The organism is Arachidicoccus rhizosphaerae, assembly GCF_900107765.1.
GTDB classification, from domain to species: Bacteria; Bacteroidota; Bacteroidia; order Chitinophagales; family Chitinophagaceae; genus Arachidicoccus; species Arachidicoccus rhizosphaerae.
This window is the reverse complement of the sequence record NZ_FNQY01000002.1, coordinates 292,163-307,219: the sequence shown is the minus strand read 5'-3', so window position 1 is coordinate 307,219 and position 15,057 is coordinate 292,163. Positions and strand designations below refer to the sequence as shown.

The window sequence follows — 15,057 nt, the reverse complement described above, 5'->3', positions numbered from 1 at the left end:
AATCTCCACAGATGACAGCGGGTTTAAGCCTCAGCGGCAGGCCCCCCGAAATTCAAGGGAATTTCGATGGAGTCCAGATCTCTGATTTCTCCGTGTTCACTTTCAAAGCGGTGGATATTATCGGCTAAGGCGTTCAGGAGCCTTTTAGCATGCATGGGCGTCATGATAATCCTTGCCTTGACTTTACTTTTCGGGTTTCCAGGCATGACATTGACAAAATCTGTAATAAATTCTGCATTGCTGTGGGTAATGATCGCCAGATTGGAATAAGTACCTTCGGCTACTTCCTCACTGATTTCGATATTGAGCTGTTCGGGCGTCGATTTTTGATCCTTCTGATTTGCCATAATTTTAACTGGATTTGAACTGCGAATATAGCACATTCCACTGAGCCGGGGGCCTATCCAGGCAATCGTTTGTGTCTTGCGGCGGGCAGTTTTACGTTATCCTTAAGAATTCCTGTTATTTTTTTTCTGTAAAGCGTATTTTCAGCACCTTTTCACTGCCGGCGCTGATTTTAAACCGGTCATCCGGCCGCTGTCCGACGACCCAGATAATCCTGCCGGCGCTCTCCAGCACCCAAATCCTGCTTTTTTCATGAATGCCCAGTTTATTGTCCGTCAGAAAGCGGGCGACCTTTTTCTTTTTGCGCATGCCCAAAGGATAAAAATAGTCGCCCTCCTTCCACTTTCTTAACACCAAAGGAAATTGAATATCCCGGCTGTCCAGCTGAGCCACCGCCGGATCCTGGATGATTTTTACGGAGCCTGAGACTGGCTCAATAGACTGGAGTTCCAGTAAGCCTTCCCCAAATTCTACGCTGTGATCCGTGCTTGCGATTAGAACCGTCAATGCCTTTTCCGGGCTCAGCGGCGTCAGCACCAAATGCGCCCTGTTTCTGAGTATACGGTAGGTCTTTTCGGGGTTATCCATATAGGCGCCGCTCCCGGCCTCCAGTAGTTTCTCTACTTCTGAAATCTGTCCCGCACTGAAATCAAAATCCTTTAAAGCCTCCCATAAAAGCGTGGTGGCCAGTCTTGATTTCTGTAAGAGCAATACACTTAGATGCAGCTGGTCGTTTTTCCACAGGTACAGTCTTTTTTTATAGGCATCCAGCCCCTTTTGATACAAGACGCCTCCCTGCTGAAACCTGCGGGTATTATCCAACAGGGTATCCTCAATATAAGGATACTGCTTTTTAAGCGCCGGCAGGATTTCATGACGCAGAAAATTTCTGGTATAGTCTGTGGACTGATTGCTGGAATCTTCCACCCAGGGTATCTGCATGGCCCGGGCATAACGCAATAAATCAGCTCTTTTCACTTCTAATAAAGGCCTTAGAATATAATCATTTTTAAACCGCATGGCGCCCAGTCCGGCGATCCCTGTTCCTCTGAAAAAATTAAGCAATAAGGTTTCAATCTGGTCGCCGCAGTGATGCGCTGTCATTAAAAATTCCGGTGCCTGCAGTCCTGGAAGCTGTTCTATACCCGCACTATTGAGCCGATAGCTTTCCAATTTATGCGAGCCATTCAAGCTACGGAAGTCCTGCTGCAGCAGGCTTTTAAAAAAATCATAGCGCAGCTTCCGGGCTGTTTCCTCGATGGACATTTTCCATTCCTTTGCCTTTTGTTTGGCATCAAAAGACTGAACGATTAAAGGTACCTGTAAGAAGTCAGCCTGCTGACGGACAAAATCCTCATCCCGGGTGCTTTCTTCTCCCCTTAACTTAAAATTGCAATGCACCCAAATAGCAGGAAGGCCCGCTTCATAAAGCAGATGCCCCAGCACCATACTGTCCATTCCTCCGCTGACGGCCAGCAGTAGCGGACGCATTTTGCGCCGCTCCAAAGTTCTGTCGCTGCCTTTTTTCGCAAAGGGTAAGAGATAAGGAAATTTGCTTTTCAATATTTCCTTAAACCTCCGCAATAAAAGGTCCTTGTTGTCTTTAGCATCTATATGTTGATTATTCAGGGACATAAGGTGGGTACGGTTAAGTAAAACAAAGGCTTAGGGATACTTCCCCTGTTTATTTAACTTCCGCTACATTTTTATAATTTAAATGGATGGTATTGTTCTACAACCGTCAGCCTGCATTTAGCACACCTAAAATTTCTATGGTAACCTGCCGGGTAATACCCTACAACTTACTCCTGCTCTTGATCGCCCTGGCTCATCAGGGTGGCTTTTATAAAGCCATCCAGCTCACCATCCATCACAGGCTGAATATTCCCGGTTTCATAATCGGTTCTGTGGTCTTTAATCATTTTATAGGGATGAAAAACATAGCTTCTTATCTGTGAACCCCACTCGATCTTCTTCTTATTGGCATTGTTTTTATTTTGCTCCTCCTGTCTGCGTCTGAGCTCTTCTTCATATAACCGGCTCTTGAGCATCGTTAATGCAATTTCCCGGTTTTCACCCTGTGTCCTGGCCTGCTGACACTCTACAATAATACCCGAGGGTCCGTGTTTTAAGCGCACGGCAGTTTCCACCTTATTAACGTTCTGCCCCCCTTTACCTCCACTGCGATAGAATTCCCACTCAAGATCGGCAGGGTTCACCTCAATCTCAATAGAGTCATCAATTAGCGGATACACATAAACAGAGGCAAATGAAGTATGTCTGCGGGCATTGCTGTCAAAGGGCGATATTCTGACCAGACGGTGCACACCGCTCTCTCCTTTTAAGAACCCATAAGCAAAGGGGCCCTCAAATTCCAGGGCGGCACTTTTTATGCCGGCAGTCTCCCCCTGCTGATAGTCCAGCTCTGTTACTTTCCAGCCTTGTTTATCGCCATACATCCGGTACATACGCAGCAACATTTCTGCCCAGTCCTGGCTTTCCGTACCTCCTGCACCAGGATTGATCTGCACCACAGCCGGCAGTTCATCTTCGGGTTTATTAAGCGTGCTTTTAAATTCCGCTTCATCTAACTTGCTTAAAGCCAGGTCATATGCAATTTTCGTTTCTTCTTCTGTAGCATCTGAAGATTTCCAGAATTCAAAAAGGACCGCGAAGTCCTCCACCGCAGTGGCGGCACCTTCATACAACTGAATCCAATATTCCAGCGTCTGTATTTCTTTCATGATCTGCGTGGCCCGTTCATTGTTATCCCAGAACCCGGCAGAAACACTAAGTCTTCTGTCTTCTTCTAATTTAGACTGTCGGTTCTCGACGTCAAAGAAACCTCCTCAAGACCAAAACCCTGTCTCTTATATCCTTTAAATGCTCAATCGTCATTTCTGAAGTTTAATATAAAAATATAAATAAATATGTTCAGGGCAAAAATACAGCAATTAGCTGGCAAATCCTTGCCTCTGACTAAATTATGCCGGGTCTGAAAACGGGAACTCTCCCTAAAAGCCAGGGGGCTTTAAGGAGAGTTCAGCTTACATTTTAAAACCAACCCTTATGGGAAAATACCTAATTCATCATAGGAAGTCCCTACTTTATTGATGGCGACAATATAGGCTGCCGTACGCATATCCGGAATCTCGTCATTGCTGTCCCATACTTCCAGGATCTCCCGGGTGGCGGACACCATGGTTTCTTCCAGACCGCTATAGACCAGATCTACTTCATCTGCCCCATGTTCAATGAAAGCTCTTTCGGCGCTGCTTACCTTTTTGCCGGTCAGATCCTCCAGCTGCGCTAAAATCTGCTTATTCATGTTTTCAGTAAAACGCTTTTCCATTCTACCATACCGCACATGACTTAAGTTTTTCAACCACTCAAAATAAGAGACGGTTACCCCGCCGGCATTCAGATACATATCCGGAATAATGACGATCCCTTTTGCATTTAAAATGGCGTCAGCTTCAGGCGTCAGTGGGCCGTTGGCGGCCTCTCCTATTATCTTAGCCTTGATTTTATCTGCATTCCCAATATGTATGACGCTTTCTAAGGCGGCGGGTATTAAAATATCGCAGGGCGTTTCCAGGGCATCGCCACTGGAAGCCAGATTGGTCGCTCCCGGAAAATTCAAAATGGAGCCTGTTTTCTTTCTATGTTTTAATACTTCTTCTTCATTTAAACCGTCTTCACAGTAAATAGCCCCTTCGTATTCGGCGATGGCTATGACTTTTGCGCCAAAGGCACGGAAGAATTTTGCGCTGTGGAAGCCCACATTACCCAGTCCCTGAATAATCACCCGTTTTCCTTCCACACCCATAGGCAGTCCTACCTTATCCATTACCCTATGGGTATTACAGACCTCCCTGACACCGTAGAACACACCAAGACCCGTAGCTTCCGTCCTGCCTCTGACGCCGCCCTGGGAAACAGGTTTACCCGTCACACAGGCGGCACCGTCAATCTGGCCCGGGTTCATGGACATATAAGTATCCAGTATCCAGGCCATTTCCCTGGCACCGGTACCATAATCCGGCGCCGGAACGTCGATGCCCGGTCCTATAAAGTTCTTTTTGATGAGCTCCGATGTATATCGTCTGGTAATTTTCTGGAGTTCAAACTCACTGTATTTTTTGGGATTTATTTTAATGCCGCCCTTGCCGCCCGCAAATGGCACGTTGACGATGGCGCATTTGTAGGTCATCAGGGCGGCAAGCGCCATTACTTCATCCTGGTCTACGTTTTCACTAAAGCGGATGCCCCCTTTACATGGTGTCTTATGGTGGGAATGTTGCACGCGGTAGGCTTCAATCACTTCCAGGGATCCGTCATCTCTTTTAAGCGGGAACCTTAATCTTAATACTGAGTTCGCAGCTTTAATCTGCTCGAGCAGCCCTTCGGGCCATTTGGTGAATTTACTGGCTTTGTCAAAGTTCTTGTTGACATTTTCAAAAAAACTGTTTTGTTCTGCCATTGTTTGAATGTTTATGGATTATATATCATTGTTGATCATGCTCCTTTTCCATTCTGGCTATCTTTCTGTCCAAGTAAAACAGATAGGCAAATAGGGCGATAACGATTAATACCACTACCGCAACAACAACATAGATTTTTCCATTACTATTCATAAAATCTTCTGCGCCTTTCGAAGCGGCACCCTGTGCGAATAAACGGCTGCAGACGCCGGTAGCAAGAATAAGGGCTAGCAGAAAAGATTTTTTAAGAATTTGCATGGTGATTAAAGTTTCTTTTTGATTTAAGATGATTGTGAGACGATCAGGTGTTTGGTTACAACGGATGATGATTGATTATTACATGTATACTTTAACCGGCGGCCCGGTCGAGTTTCTTTTCCAGCAGCGTTCTGTAGCGGACAAAAATACTGGCGACCCAAACTCCAAGTAAGGTCCAACCAATAAATGCAGGATACATAACGGTCTTTAATCCTTCGGAGGTATCATTTGGATTCAGTCCGGGATTTCCCTGACTGCCCATGCCGCCCGGATGCAGGCTTTCGGTCAGGCGTGGCATGATCCAAAGGGTGGGGAATAACATACAGAAGGCAAAAATATTGTATACGGCACCGATCTTCGCTTTCTTGTCCATATCATTCATGGAGCCTCTTAAAACAAAATAGGCGCAATATATTAAAATGGCCATGGCCGTTCCGGTCTGTTTAGGATCATTACTCCAGGCTGCCCCCCATTGATATTTAGCCCAGATCATACCGGTAAACAGCCCGATAAGACTAAATAACAAACCGGCTCTCGCAAATTCCAATGAGATAATATCATCTTTTTTGTTACCGGTACGCAAAAATTTGATGGCATATACCACGGATACGGACAGTAAAATCATCATGGCAATCCACATGGGTACATGGAAAAACAAATTTCTGATGGACTGCTGCAGACGGTCATCCAAAACCGGAATTTTGACAAAAAAACCCTCCGTACATACATACATTAATAATATAAATGTCAGTATCTTCCACCAGTTCTTGCGCATATCTGTATTTAGTTTTTGTCCTTTGCTTTGCAAAATTATATAAAAATGCTCATCCAAACATTTGTTAGTTTGAATATTTTGTAAAAATTTTCTTCTCCCCTCCTCATCTAGGCAATTCCTGGCCAATCCGGCAATGCCTCCAGCCACCTGAAACCGGCATTTTCGATCTGCCAGCCAAAATGCTGATGTCCGTTGGTGAGAATCAGAAATTGTGCGGTCAGCTTTGCATTATATCTGAGTATTTGTTCCAGTACCTTTTGGTCAATAGCCACTTCGGGTTCTTTACATTCAATCACCAGCCAGGGCTGCGTATTATAATATACCGCAATATCATATCTTTTACTCAGTTCCCCCAGCCTGATTTGCTTTTCTATGGCAATCAGTGAGGGCGGATACCCTTTTACGCCCGTTAAAAAGCGCACAAAATTCTGCCGCACCCACTCCTCCGGCGTGAGGCGGACCCATTTTCTGCGAATGGAATCCCAGATCATTTCCTGGCCTTTTTCTCCCTGGAACCTAAAATCAGGTTCCGGGAACTCGACTGCTAACATGAGCTCAAAAGTAAGCATCTGAACTTTAAAGCGGCTGCCAATCCATTATTTTTTTGTTGGCTGGATGAATGGCGGGGGGAAAGATCGTCCTTAAATCCTAATTTTGGCACAACCATAAATTCTGTATATTCGTTTACCTGTTAGGTGCCTCAATCAAAGATTATGAATGCCTTAAAACTAAATAAAATGTAATACTGCAATTAAGGGCGACACAGGTAAGACCTTATTTTTAATTATTGAAAACTACCCTATTATCATATGCCGTTAAAAGACAGAAACGATATTGTAACCAACTGGTTACCACGTTATACCGGAGAAAAACTCAAAAATTTCGGAGAATATATACTACTGACCAATTTTGCCAATTATGTTGAAAAGTTTGCCGAGTGGAATAATGTGCCGGTGATTGGCAAGGACAAGCCCTTCCAGTGCGCAACGGCGGACAACATCACCATTATAAATTTTGGCATGGGCAGCCCGGGAGCCGCCACCATTATGGATCTTTTATCGGCCATTAAACCCAAGGCCGCATTATTTTTAGGTAAATGCGGCGGGCTGAAAAAAAGAAATAAAATCGGAGACCTGATACTACCCATTGCGGCGATACGAGGAGAAGGTACGTCCAATGATTATTTCCCGCCAGAAGTACCGGCCCTGCCGGCCTTTGCCTTACAAAAGGCCATCTCCACCACCGCCAGAGATTATAAAGTCGATTACTGGACCGGAACGGTATATACGACCAACCGCCGGGTTTGGGAACATGATGATGCCTTTAAAAAATATCTGACCCGCATTAGGGCTTACGCCGTAGATATGGAAACAGCCACGATCTTTACCGTTGGATTTTATAATCATATCCCAACGGGAGCACTGTTACTGGTCAGTGACCAGCCCATGGTGGCAGAAGGCATCAAAACTGCAGAAAGTGATAAAAAAGTGACGACTTCCTATGTGGACAACCATATAAAAATCGGTATCGACTCTTTGAAACAATTAATTAATAACGGTCTTACGGTAAGGCATCTCAGGTACCTGTAAGCGGCGTATGAACGGTTTTTTCTGAACTAAAAAAGGCTTCTTCCTTATAGGTGAAGCCTTTTTAGTTCAACATATTTGTGGCCAGGGGGTGCATCGTCTCACCCGGTTCCTCGCAACTATTCAATTTTCTTATCTGTGTTTTCAGGGGCTAGATCTTTGGAACCAAACACCGGTTTAGTCCCCAGTATTTCATTTAGTCTGGGTCGTAGTCTGGATTTAGATTTATTAAAGACATTGCGCCCTTTATCTATACCCTTTCTCAGTTCTTTTTGTCTTTCCAGTGGCATATCTACCGTGTCCAGACACTCCTTGGAACAGCAGCCCTGGTATTTTTCACGGCAATCTTCACATTGAATAAACAGCAGATGGCAGCCGTCGTTTTTACAGTTCGTATGGGTATCGCAAGGCTTTCCGCACTGATGACAATGGGCAATGACATCCCCAGTAATTCTTTCTCCAAGACGATTATCAAAAACAAAGTTTTTACCGATAAATTTTGACTCCAGCCCATTTTCCTTCACCTGATGGGCATACTGAATCACACCGCCCTCCAGGTGATAGACGTTTTTAAAGCCATTGTGTTTCATAAACGCGCTGGCTTTCTCACAACGTATACCGCCGGTGCAATACATGACCACGTTTTTATCTTCTTTGCCTTTTAAGGCCTCAAGTGCCATGGGCAGCTGATCTCTAAAAGTATCTGACGGGATTTCTATGGCATTTTCAAAATGCCCCACTTCATACTCATAATGATTACGCATGTCAATGACTGTCGTCTCTGGGTCCGCTAGCAACGTATTCATTTCCAGGGCATTTACATATTTCCCCTTATTTTCCATATTAAAGGCGGGATCCTCAATCCCGTCTGCAACGATCTTCTCCCGGACCTTGATTTTAAGCACCCAGAAAGATTTGCCGTCATCATCTACCGCAATATTTAAGCGCAGACCCTGCAAATGCGCTAAGCCATGGATATAGGTTTTAAAGGCATCAAAGTGATGTTCAGGCACGCTGATCTGTGCATTCATCCCCTCTTTAGCCACATAAATACGTCCAAATACTCCTAATGGATACAGTGCTTTGTACAGCTCATCTCTGAACTCCTGGGGGTTGACAATGGGAAAATACTGATAATAACTAATGGTAACGCGTTTAAACGGTTCTTCCATTAAACGCTGTTTCAGCTCCTGCTGGGAGATTCGGTTGTGTAATACTGCCATGTAATGTTTAGTTTCTGACATCAGGGCAATGGATAGCTGTCCATGCGTCCCAATGTTCCATTAAATAATATGGACCCGTATATCAGACGGGCGAATGCGGGGCAAAGGTAAAAAGAATTAGGCTTTGATTCGTTAAAAAATGCCTTTTAAAATGCGAAGCGCATTATACCATCCGGATAATCTCACTGCGGTATTTATCCAAAATGGAGGCTTTGGAGATAAAACCCAGCCAGTCTCCTTTTTCATCCACCACCGGGAGCACATTTTTGGCTGAATGCAGTTTTTCAAATTTATGAATAGCAGAGTGCATATCATCTTTAATCGTCAGGGTACTTTGCTTCATCATTAAATCCCCGGCCGTAATTTTCTGGTTTTCTTCCTTCTTGTTATCATCAAACAAGATCGTCTTGATATCATTTAAATAGATGACCCCCTGCAGCTTTTGAGACTGGTCGTCTCCTATCACGGCGTAAACATCCTTATCGGATGCCCTGATTTGTTCCAGCATCTCTACAAGACCGGTATGTAGCCTGAAGACCGGATAGTCTTTGCTGATTAAAAATCTGAGTTCCAGCCTGCTGAGCGCAAATCTGTCCTTATCTGTAGGATCCAGTTCTGATTGCTGGTAAAGTTTTTTCATTTCTAAGGAAAGCGGTTCAAAGGATTTTACCACGAAAAAACTGATGGCGGCCACCATCATCAGCGGGATAAACAAAGAATATCCGTTGGTCACCTCGGCCGCCAGAAATATGGCGGTTAAGGGTGCGAAAAACAGGCCGCTCAACATCCCCGCCATCCCTACTACGATCAGATTGGTGACCGGCACATCCGTATACCCTAAAAGTTGAAAAAAGCGTCCCACCACAAAGCCTAACAAGGCGCCAATGACCAGGGAAGGCGCGAAGCTCCCTCCGTTTCCGCCTCCCAGGATGGTAAAGGCCGTGCCGAAAATCTTAAAGATCATGATGCCGAAAATGAAAATCCAGATCAGCCATTCATTGTGTGTATGGGCTATCAGAATAGAATTATGAGGAATCTGACCGGTTTCGGCCAGGGTTTTAATAAAAATATAACCTTCCCCGAATATCTGAGGAAACAAAAATATGAGTACGCCTAATAGTAAGGAACCCACCAGCCAGCGTTTTACCGGACTGCCCAACGCCGCAAACTTATGATCGATCCAGTGATAAGTCCTGGAATAAAACAAGCATAGGCAACCGGCTAATAAGCCCAGTCCCAGATATAAGAATATATTGCCATAGTCAAAACTACGTATCGTATTGAATGTCAATAAAACATTATCACCCAGTAAGACTTTTGCCAGTAAAGCTCCCGTAGCCGAAGACATCAGCAGCGGGATAAAAGAGGCGATGGAGACTTCAATCATCAGTACCTCTAAGGCAAATAGGATTCCGGCAATCGGCGCTCCAAATGCAGAGGAAATACCCGAGGCAATACCGCAGGCCAACAGTAAGGTTCTCTCCTTATAAGGTAAGAAAGTGGCCCGACCGAGATTTGATCCGATGGCTGCTCCTGTAGCCACCATCGGAGATTCCAGCCCGCAGGAGCCGCCCAGCCCGACTGTCAAGCCGGCTGTCGTTATATGGGAATAACACTGGCTGAAAGGAAGGTCAGAGGATTTTTTGGCAATGGCATAGACGATTTTATCGTTCCCTTTTTTAAACTCCGATTTATATACTTTTTCAATCAGCAGACTACTTAAGCCGATACCTAATATAGGCGTCAGTGCCTGATACCAGACGATGTCACCGAGCTCAGAGCTCTCAAAGAAAAAATGTTCCAGCTTGACCACAAATAACTTAAGTGCAATAGCCCCTAAACTGGCCAGACACCCCACCACCAGACAACAAAAGATCAGAAACTGCCTTTCATGCATCCTTCTTTTTAACAATAAAAGGCTGTATTTCAGTTGCGTAAAGAATACGTGCACCGATTTGTGGGTGAATTTTCTAAAAGTATCTATTGTCATCAGAGCAGCGAAGTTAATTGAAATCCAACTAAATATTATTAGTTTTGCCCCCTGGTTACGGCAGAATTTAGTCGCCAATATTTTTTTGTACTGAAATTAAATTATTTATCCTACCTTTGCCATCCCAAAATCGGGAAACTATTACTCGTAAGGCCCAACAAGTGTTTCACACGGGGTGAAACCGCCAGCAGAGTGTAATCTTTTAGATTATTAAACATGCCTAAAGTTAAAACAAACTCAAGCGCAAAAAAACGCTTTAAAGTAACAGGTACCGGCGAATTGATGCACCAAAAACCTTTCAAACGCCACATTCTTACCAAAAAATCCACTAAACGTAAAAGAGCCCTGCGTATCAAAGGTACCGTCGCTCCTTCTCACAAACCATTTGTGCAGCGTTTACTGCGTTTAAAATAAGCAGGTAAAGAATACAGTTAAAAGGAAAATCAATTTAAAAATCACCGGTCTCCCGGTTTAAAATTAATAGAATATGCCACGTTCAGTAAATGCAGTAGCATCAAGGGCAAGAAGAAAAAGAATCTTAAAACAAGCCAAAGGTTTTTACGGTAAACGTAAAAACGTATATACCGTCGCCAAAAACGTCGTTGAAAAAGGGATGACCTACAGCTATGTAGGCCGTAAACTGAAAAAACGCGAATACCGCCAGTTATGGATTGCCCGTATCAACGCCGGTGTACGTCAGGAAGGTTTAACTTATAGTGAATTTATTCACAAATTAAACCAGAAAGGTATCGAGCTGAACCGTAAAGTTTTAGCTGATATGGCGATGAATGAGCCCGAGGCTTTCAAAGCCCTGGTTGATTCAGTAAAATAATCCACTTCCGCCTGTTAAATGTAAGGTGGAATACAAAAAGGACAGTTACTCAAGATCTCTTAAGATTAAAAGTACTGTCCTTTTTAGTTTTAAGGGCCTTCCTACCGGATACCCGTGCTCACGACCGGGCAAAAGTTTAGGGCTTCCTTAAAATATTTGGAAAATATCCAAAACAGCATCCAAATATTTAAGTTACTTTTGTGGCGTTAAAAATTTAAACTCAGATTTTTATCCATTTTGCAGATGAATAATACGTACACCGATCTGGTGAAACAAACCTTCCATTTTCCACAGGAAGGTGTCGACCTCAATAAAAATAGCGGCTACTTAGAATTCAACGGTCTTGACCTCAAACCGATTATTGAAAAATACGGTACACCATTAAAGTTGACCTATTTACCCAAAATCGGCATTAATATCAACCGTGCCAAGGATTACTTTGAAAAAGCCTTCAAAAAGCACAAATACGAGGGGGATTATTATTATTGCTATTGCACCAAAAGCTCCCACTTTTCATTTGTGGTGGAGGAAGCTTTAAAGCATAATATCCATCTGGAGACTTCTTATGCCTATGACATTGAGATTATCAATTCATTATATAAGAGAAGAAAGATCACCAAAGACGTCCATATTATCTGTAATGGATTTAAACAGAAATCCTATACCAGCCGGATTGCCAAGCTGATTAACTCCGGATTCAAAAATGTCATCCCTGTTCTGGATAATAAAGAGGAACTGCAGATGTATAAGGGACGCATCCGCACCGGTGAACCTTTCAAGTTAGGCATCCGTATTGCCGCTGAAGAAGAACCCAGCTTCCCGTTCTATACCTCCAGACTCGGCATTAAAGCCAGAGATATTCTGGAATTTTACGTGGATGAGATCGAAGGAAACGAGGACAAGTTTCAGCTGAAAATGCTGCATATCTTTTTAAATAAGGGTATCAAGGACGACATTTATTATTGGTCTGAACTCAATAAGAGCATCAACCTGTATTGTCAATTGAAAAAAATATGTCCGGAACTGGACAGTATCAATATTGGCGGCGGCTTCCCCATTAAGCACTCCCTGGCCTTTGAATATGATTACCAGTTCATGATCAATGAGATCGTAGGCAATATCAAGACAGCCTGCAAAAAAGCCAAAGTACCTATGCCCAATATCTTCACCGAATTTGGCAGCTTTACCGTAGGGGAATCCATGGCGCATATCTATTCTGTCATCGGCGAAAAAATTCAAAATGACAGAGAAACCTGGTATATGATTGACTCATCCTTTATCACCACCCTTCCCGACACCTGGGGTATCGGGGAGAAATTCCTGATGCTGCCCATCAATAAATGGGACAATGAGTACCAGCGTGTGGTATTAGGGGGTATAACCTGCGACGGTCATGATTATTATGATTCCGAGGAACATATCAATGAGGTTTTCCTGCCCAAGACCAGGAGTCAGGAACCCGAGGATGAAGAAAACAAAAAGCCTTTATATGTAGGCTTTTTCCATACCGGAGCGTATCAGGATCAGATTAGCGGCTATGGCGGCATCAAACACTGTCTGATTCCCTCTCCCAAACATGTTATCGTGGAATACGATAAGAATGGCAATCTGGATACCTGGGTATACGCGAAAGAACAAAGTGCGCAAAGCATGTTGAAAATACTGGGCTACCAATAAGACCGGGATTTATTTCCCATGGTATAACTTATAAGGCAGCAAGAAATTGCTGCCTTTATTGTAATTTTGAACGCAAAGAACGGTTTAAACCCAAAAACACATTAACAAAAAGAACTATACAATATATGTCAGAAGAGAAATCATTGAATTTTATCGAAGAGATTATAGAAAATGACCTGAAGAGCGGAAAATATAATCAGATTCTGACCCGTTTTCCTCCTGAACCTAATGGCTATCTTCATATCGGCCATGCGAAAAGCATTTGCTTAAATTTCGGGCTGGCGGCGCGCTATAACGGTAAAACCAATCTGCGTTTTGACGATACCAATCCGGAGAAAGAAGAAACTGAATACGTAGAAAGCATTAAAGCTGATATAAAATGGCTGGGCTTTGACTGGGCGAAGGAATTATATACTTCCGACTACTTTGAACAGTTATACCAGTTTGCGGTTGTTTTGATTAAAAAAGGACTGGCCTATGTGGATGACAGTACGAGTGAACAAATCGCGCACGAAAAAGGTACACCGACCACCCCTGGCGTGAACAGCCCATACCGCAACCGCACCGTTGAGGAGAATGTAGAATTATTTGAGCAAATGCGGGCAGGTAAATTCAAGGACGGTGAGAAAGTGCTGAGAGCTAAAATAGACATGGCTGCTCCCAATATGCTGCTACGCGATCCTTTAATATACCGTATTAAACATGCGACACATCATAGAACAGGTGACCAGTGGTGTATTTATCCCATGTATGATTTTGCACACGGACAAAGTGACAGTATTGAAAAAATCACCCATTCTATCTGTACGCTGGAATTTGTGCCGCACAGACCTTTATATGACTGGCTCATTGAACAACTGGAGATTTTCCCTTCCCACCAGTATGAATTTGCCCGTTTAAACATGACCTACACGGTCATGAGTAAACGTAAATTACTGCAACTGGTCAATGACAAAATAGTGGAAGGCTGGGATGACCCCAGAATGCCTACTATTTCCGGGATGCGCAGAAGAGGATATACGCCAAAAGCTATCCGGGAATTTTCCAGACAAATCGGGGTGGCCAAAAGAGAAAATCTGATTGATCTAAGCCTTTTGGAATTCTTTGTTCGGGAAGATCTCAATGAGACGGCCACCAGAAGAATGGTCGTTTTTGACCCGGTAAAATTAGTCATCACTAATTTTGAAGCAGGTGAAGTGGAGTATCTGGAAGGGGAAGACAATCCGGAGGCTACTGAAAAAACCTACCGGAAGATTCCATTTACCAGAGAGCTTTACATTGAAAGGGAAGACTTCATGGTTGATCCACCCAAAAAATTCTTCCGGTTGGCTCCTGAGAAAATGGTACGGCTCAAATATGGGTATATCATCCAATGCGATAGTTTTGAGCAGGATGACCTGGGTAATATTACCCAGATTAATTGTACTTATTTTCCCGAGAGCAAAAGCGGTAGCGGCGACAATACCCTGAAGGCAAAGGGAACCCTGCATTGGGTAAGCGCGACCCATCATGTCCCAGTCACATTACAACTTTACGACCGGCTTTTTACCGTGGAGGATATGAATAGTGCCGAAGGCGAGTATAAGGACCATTTAAACCCGGATTCACTGATTATCAATAGCCACGCACTGGCAGAACCAGCGATTCTTCAGGATCAGCCTGGCCAGGCGTATCAGTTTTTACGCAAAGGATATTTTATCCAGGATAAGCACTCAGGTGCAAACGGTCAACCCCTATTTAACCGTACGGTCGGCTTAAAAGACAGCTGGGCGAAGGAAAGTAAAAAATAACGGGACTTCCGCCTTTCGGATGGCCTATAGGTCTTAATAAAAGAATCCGCATAACGCTCAAAGAGCCCTGTGCGGGTTCTTTTATTTTTAAATACAA

At 43.8% G+C, this 15,057-nt stretch carries 14 protein-coding genes; 5 read left to right on the top strand and 9 right to left on the bottom strand.

What is annotated here, in order from left to right:
- Positions 1 to 23 precede the first annotated feature (23 nt).
- The 7 genes from BLU80_RS03635 to BLU80_RS03605 form a co-directional block, all read right to left on the bottom strand.
- Positions 24 to 347, bottom strand: a complete 324-nt coding sequence (locus BLU80_RS03635; RefSeq protein ID WP_091393524.1) for a DUF3467 domain-containing protein — start codon at positions 345 to 347, stop codon at positions 24 to 26.
- Positions 348 to 462: 115 nt separating this feature from the next.
- Positions 463 to 1,980 (bottom strand): tRNA lysidine(34) synthetase TilS, encoded by a 1,518-nt coding sequence (gene tilS / locus BLU80_RS03630; RefSeq protein WP_091393521.1) that lies wholly within the window; start codon positions 1,978 to 1,980, stop codon positions 463 to 465.
- A gap of 167 nt (positions 1,981 to 2,147) precedes the next feature.
- Positions 2,148 to 3,243 (bottom strand): peptide chain release factor 2 gene (gene prfB, locus BLU80_RS03625; RefSeq protein WP_139188075.1). Its coding sequence is split into 2 segments (ribosomal slippage): positions 2,148 to 3,182 and positions 3,184 to 3,243, totalling 1,095 coding nucleotides; the frame shifts between segments, so codons are not numbered across the junction.
- A gap of 169 nt (positions 3,244 to 3,412) precedes the next feature.
- Positions 3,413 to 4,828 carry a Glu/Leu/Phe/Val family dehydrogenase gene (locus BLU80_RS03620; RefSeq protein WP_091393518.1) on the bottom strand — a complete coding sequence of 472 codons (1,416 nt, stop codon included), beginning with the start codon at positions 4,826 to 4,828 and terminating at the stop codon, positions 3,413 to 3,415.
- A 25-nt stretch (positions 4,829 to 4,853) separates the two neighbouring features.
- Positions 4,854 to 5,087: a CcmD family protein gene (locus BLU80_RS03615; protein ID WP_211481734.1), complete on the bottom strand. Its 234-nt coding sequence runs from the start codon at positions 5,085 to 5,087 to the stop codon at positions 4,854 to 4,856.
- A 91-nt stretch (positions 5,088 to 5,178) separates the two neighbouring features.
- Positions 5,179 to 6,009, bottom strand: coding sequence for a cytochrome c biogenesis protein (locus tag BLU80_RS03610; protein WP_262482915.1), 831 nt, complete (start codon positions 6,007 to 6,009; stop codon positions 5,179 to 5,181).
- Positions 5,970 to 6,413: a type I restriction enzyme HsdR N-terminal domain-containing protein gene (locus BLU80_RS03605; RefSeq protein ID WP_091393644.1), complete on the bottom strand. Its 444-nt coding sequence runs from the start codon at positions 6,411 to 6,413 to the stop codon at positions 5,970 to 5,972. Before BLU80_RS03605 ends, BLU80_RS03610 begins: the two co-directional genes overlap by 40 nt.
- A 258-nt stretch (positions 6,414 to 6,671) precedes the next feature.
- Here BLU80_RS03605 and BLU80_RS03600 point away from each other — a divergent pair, with 258 nt between their 5' ends.
- Complete coding sequence (locus tag BLU80_RS03600; RefSeq protein ID WP_091393515.1) at positions 6,672 to 7,451, top strand: AMP nucleosidase; 780 nt, start codon at positions 6,672 to 6,674, stop codon at positions 7,449 to 7,451.
- Positions 7,452 to 7,567: 116 nt separating this feature from the next.
- On the opposite strand, the gene trhO is transcribed toward BLU80_RS03600, so the two are convergent.
- On the bottom strand, positions 7,568 to 8,671 hold the full coding sequence (gene trhO, locus BLU80_RS03595) for an oxygen-dependent tRNA uridine(34) hydroxylase TrhO (protein WP_091393512.1): 1,104 nt from the start codon (positions 8,669 to 8,671) through the stop codon (positions 7,568 to 7,570).
- Between the two features lie 163 nt (positions 8,672 to 8,834).
- Positions 8,835 to 10,661: a chloride channel protein gene (locus BLU80_RS03590; protein ID WP_091393509.1), complete on the bottom strand. Its 1,827-nt coding sequence runs from the start codon at positions 10,659 to 10,661 to the stop codon at positions 8,835 to 8,837.
- A gap of 216 nt (positions 10,662 to 10,877) precedes the next feature.
- Here BLU80_RS03590 and rpmI point away from each other — a divergent pair, with 216 nt between their 5' ends.
- From rpmI to BLU80_RS03570, 4 genes are all read left to right on the top strand, one after another.
- A complete protein-coding gene (gene rpmI, locus BLU80_RS03585) occupies positions 10,878 to 11,075 on the top strand; it encodes a 50S ribosomal protein L35 (protein ID WP_091393507.1) in 198 nt (65 codons plus the stop codon).
- 73 nt (positions 11,076 to 11,148) lie between these two features.
- Entirely contained in the window at positions 11,149 to 11,493 is a 345-nt protein-coding gene (gene rplT / locus BLU80_RS03580) for a 50S ribosomal protein L20 (protein WP_091393504.1), read from the top strand.
- A 243-nt stretch (positions 11,494 to 11,736) separates the two neighbouring features.
- Positions 11,737 to 13,170, top strand: coding sequence for a type III PLP-dependent enzyme domain-containing protein (locus BLU80_RS03575; protein WP_091393502.1), 1,434 nt, complete (start codon positions 11,737 to 11,739; stop codon positions 13,168 to 13,170).
- Positions 13,171 to 13,295: 125 nt separating this feature from the next.
- Positions 13,296 to 14,960, top strand: a complete 1,665-nt coding sequence (locus tag BLU80_RS03570; protein WP_091393500.1) for a glutamine--tRNA ligase/YqeY domain fusion protein — start codon at positions 13,296 to 13,298, stop codon at positions 14,958 to 14,960.
- The last annotated feature ends 97 nt before the right edge of the window (positions 14,961 to 15,057 follow it).

Coding starts and splice junctions, on each gene's coding strand:
- BLU80_RS03635 (WP_091393524.1), bottom strand. CDS start 347: ATGGCAAATCAGAAGGATCAAAAATCGACGCCCGAACAGCTCAATATC.
- BLU80_RS03620 (WP_091393518.1), bottom strand. CDS start 4,828: ATGGCAGAACAAAACAGTTTTTTTGAAAATGTCAACAAGAACTTTGAC.
- BLU80_RS03605 (WP_091393644.1), bottom strand. CDS start 6,413: ATGTTAGCAGTCGAGTTCCCGGAACCTGATTTTAGGTTCCAGGGAGAA.
- rplT (WP_091393504.1), top strand. CDS start 11,149: ATGCCACGTTCAGTAAATGCAGTAGCATCAAGGGCAAGAAGAAAAAGA.
- tilS (WP_091393521.1), bottom strand. CDS start 1,980: ATGTCCCTGAATAATCAACATATAGATGCTAAAGACAACAAGGACCTT.
- BLU80_RS03575 (WP_091393502.1), top strand. CDS start 11,737: ATGAATAATACGTACACCGATCTGGTGAAACAAACCTTCCATTTTCCA.
- BLU80_RS03615 (WP_211481734.1), bottom strand. CDS start 5,087: ATGCAAATTCTTAAAAAATCTTTTCTGCTAGCCCTTATTCTTGCTACC.
- BLU80_RS03570 (WP_091393500.1), top strand. CDS start 13,296: ATGTCAGAAGAGAAATCATTGAATTTTATCGAAGAGATTATAGAAAAT.
- rpmI (WP_091393507.1), top strand. CDS start 10,878: ATGCCTAAAGTTAAAACAAACTCAAGCGCAAAAAAACGCTTTAAAGTA.
- BLU80_RS03590 (WP_091393509.1), bottom strand. CDS start 10,661: ATGACAATAGATACTTTTAGAAAATTCACCCACAAATCGGTGCACGTA.
- BLU80_RS03600 (WP_091393515.1), top strand. CDS start 6,672: ATGCCGTTAAAAGACAGAAACGATATTGTAACCAACTGGTTACCACGT.
- trhO (WP_091393512.1), bottom strand. CDS start 8,671: ATGGCAGTATTACACAACCGAATCTCCCAGCAGGAGCTGAAACAGCGT.